We start from the raw sequence: 3,200 nt of genomic DNA on the forward strand, positions 1-3,200 counted from the left end.
GTCGCCATCCTCTGTTAGGGTCAAAAAACATGAATAAAGCCTGTACTCCCTCACGAGCAAGGGTGATAATCTTCTTTTTTGTCTTTTCCTGGCTTCATGGGAATGGTTTCGTAGAGATGCCCTTGAAAAAGCACAAAATGCTAATAAAACGTTAAAAATACAGATAAATTAAAATATTTAGTGTATCATTAGCTTTAACCTACCACTATAAATTAAGTATTTTTCACAAATAAACTAAAAACTATTTATCCTTCAGATGGGGAGATGGTCATTAATTGATAATTGATAATGGATAATTGATAATTATAGCAATGTGCGCTGGCATCTTTACATACTACAGTGCAAATACTAATGTAACATAGGGGCTGTATGGCCTGCATTTTTCAGAAATTACGCGATCGCGCTTCCTCAAAATCACATACTACAGTGCAAATACTAATGTAACATGGGGGCTGTATGGCCTGCATTTTTCATGAATTACGCGATCGCGTCTTCCTCAAAGTTTTAAAGATGCGTGTTCAGGTATTTACAATTTGGAGTTTATAACTTATGATATAAATGTCATAAAATAATTAGTGAGTGTGATGGTACATCCTTACAGTCAAGATTTACGTGAACGTGCTCTTAATCTCATTAATAATGGTATGTCTATCAATCGTGTGAGTCGTCTATTAAAAATAAGTCGGCCTACTCTTCATAAGTGGCGAGATCGATATTTAATAACAGGTTCAACATTCCCTAAAATCAGTGTACCTCCTCCTCAAACTTCTATTATTAAAGACTGGGAAGAATTTGAGAAATTTGTTGAGACTAATCACGATCAAACTCATGCGTCAAATGGCTGCCAACTGGGGAAATTGTAGTCGTTTTACTATTAGTAGAAGTTTAAAAAAACTGGGTTTTACTCGAAAAAAAAAACTTATGGTTATCAAGAAAGAGATGAGTCAAAAAGAGAAGAATTTGCCTTAAAACTGAATCAAATAGACAAAAAAAATATTGTATATGTAGATGAAGCTGGAATAGATAACCGGGAAGATTATTCCTATGGTTATGGAATGAAAGGAAAAAGAGTACCAGGTATGAAGTCAGGAAAAAGAACTGAGAGAGTAAGTTGGATTGCAGCTATAAATCAATCAAAAATGTTTGCTCCTTTAACATTTACAGGAAGTTGTGATCGCGATTTATTTGAGAACTGGCTGGAAAATTGTTTACTACCGAAATTACAACCAGGACAAGCGATCTTACTGGATAATGCAACATTTCATAAATCAGTTTATATTGAAGAATTAGTGGCCAAGCAAGGGTGTGAAATCTGGTATTTACCTCCTTACTCACCAGATTTGAATAAGATAGAACGTTGGTGGTTTGTGTTAAAAAATTGGATCAGACAAAGACTCAAGGAATTTGATAATTTTCGAGACTGTGTGGATGCAGCTTTTCAAGAACATCCTCAAGTTTTTCACGCTTTGGTGAAAGATATCAATTATTCCTATAGAATTTAGTCGCTCAAGGAAGCGATCGTTGAAAAAAATCATAGGGTTAGCGAAGCTTGACATCAGCAATCGCTCTATTTTCCATTGGCTATATATAGTGTATTTGCCTAAGTCCTGTGTCTGTTAAATCACGCGTCAAACGCGCGAGTCTATCAAACTTTAAGGTAGGCGCGATCGCATGGTTTGTGAAAAATATCTGTCATGTAGCAGAGCTTTGTACTATGTTAAATACAATAGTAGTATGTAAATACACCAGCGCTCATTGCTATAATCAGCAAACCCTAATTATTGTGTTTGTCCTCGTCTTTGCATCTGTTGACGAAACTGCTCTCGTTGCTCTTCAGTTAAAATATTCGCCATTTGCTCCCGGGATGACTGCATAATTTCGCGCATCTGAGTTTTCTGCTCTTCAGAAAGATTTAATTCTTTCATTGCTCTGCGTGGACGTTGACCTTGTGAAGTTAAAGTTTGTAGCTGTTGCTGCTGTTCGAGAGTCAGAATATTTTGTATTTGAGCTTTGCTTTGCGCTCGAATTTCTTCCCACTGAGTTTTTTGTTCGGGAGTCAGATTCAAATTTTTAGGATGAGCATAAACTTGTAAAGGATTAGCAAATAGAATAGTGGCAACAATGCCAAATAATAATAAAGAAAAAGATTGACGTTTCATAAGACTTTTTAAACTCCATCTATGAGGTATTTACTGTCTTCATCCTATAGGCGATCGCTCATAAATAACCAGAGCTGAAAGTCCTAATTTTATCTAGGACTTTAGTCCTAAAATTATGTATAGCAGAAGGAAGAAGAAAGAAGGAAGAAGGAAGAAGGAAGGAAAAAGGAAAAATATTACGTTGTTTGAGTTTTAAGCTTTTGATATGTCCTAACTTTTCCTTCAACTGCTATAATCAAATGTTTCCTTAACTTTACTGATTTTAGGGTTTTAATAAAATTCCTTATCTTCGGAATATAGCAGTTAGTCCAGTAGTGGACTGACACAGCTAAAATGGTGCATTAGATTCAATTCAAAAGTCAAAAGCGAGTGCGTAATTCTGAGGTTTCCTCAGAATGTAAGACGCACTCAAGACAGTCAAAAGTCAAAAGTAAGAATTTTAAAGTTAAAAGCTAATGCACAGTTTTACCTGTGTCAGTCCAGTAGGGTGCGTTAATGAAATGTAACGCACCATCTAGGTTTTTATTTTCAGTGTGTTACGCTGATTGCTGATTATTGAACAGGAAGACTGAGTCAGTAGGTAGAAAGGAGTTTTTCGGAGACTTTAGAGTTATAAATAGGTATAATTCCCACTATGATTTTGGGTAAAAATTTACCACTAATTGAATTTCATACATCAAATCAGCAACGCCTCAAAATTTAGTAAATTATCATTATTGAACTTGTAATTTATCTATGGGAGTTTTAATGAAATAAAAATATGAATATTTTCCCCAAAATAACTAAACACCCCATCCGTTTTTTACTCTATTTAGAATGGATTTTGCTGATTATTATTGCCATGAGTGAAACTTTAAAATTTCCTCTCTATGGTGGTCGGCGAAAAATACGACATATTCACACAACAGAAGTTTCCAATTCACTCTCAATCAATCTTTTTCTCCTGTTAGTATTTAGCCTGATGGGATTATTTTTACCTATCAATAAATCCCGCTCAAATAAAATTATTTATACTACCGTCGAAATTGGTCTAATTATTTT

The 3,200-nt window shown here is 34.8% G+C and carries 2 protein-coding genes and 3 pseudogenes; 3 read left to right on the forward strand and 2 right to left on the reverse strand.

The window, feature by feature from the left end; all coding sequences use genetic code 11:
- Positions 1–122 (reverse strand): annotated as a pseudogene (locus F6K54_RS42320) (IS630 family transposase); the annotation flags it as partial.
- Positions 123–584: 462 nt separating this feature from the next.
- Between F6K54_RS42320 and F6K54_RS42325 the strand changes: the two are divergent.
- Entirely contained in the window at positions 585–863 is a 279-nt protein-coding gene (locus tag F6K54_RS42325) for a helix-turn-helix domain-containing protein (protein ID WP_293090474.1), read from the forward strand.
- A gap of 36 nt (positions 864–899) precedes the next feature.
- A pseudogene (locus F6K54_RS42330) lies at positions 900–1,502 on the forward strand (IS630 family transposase); the annotation flags it as partial.
- A gap of 276 nt (positions 1,503–1,778) precedes the next feature.
- Here the strand turns inward: F6K54_RS42330 and F6K54_RS42335 are convergent.
- On the reverse strand, positions 1,779–2,159 hold the full coding sequence (locus tag F6K54_RS42335; protein ID WP_293090475.1) for a Spy/CpxP family protein refolding chaperone: 381 nt from the start codon (positions 2,157–2,159) through the stop codon (positions 1,779–1,781).
- Positions 2,160–2,919: 760 nt separating this feature from the next.
- Here F6K54_RS42335 and F6K54_RS42340 point away from each other — a divergent pair.
- Positions 2,920–3,200: pseudogene (locus F6K54_RS42340) on the forward strand (hypothetical protein); the annotation flags it as partial.

The sequence above is a fragment of the Okeania sp. SIO3B5 genome (assembly GCF_010692555.1).
Taxonomy (GTDB): Bacteria; Cyanobacteriota; Cyanobacteriia; order Cyanobacteriales; family Microcoleaceae; genus Okeania.

Bases quoted from the DNA above. Each gene is read 5' to 3' on its own strand.
- F6K54_RS42325 (WP_293090474.1), top strand. From the start codon at position 585: ATGGTACATCCTTACAGTCAAGATTTACGTGAACGTGCTCTTAATCTC.
- F6K54_RS42335 (WP_293090475.1), bottom strand. From the start codon at position 2,159: ATGAAACGTCAATCTTTTTCTTTATTATTATTTGGCATTGTTGCCACT.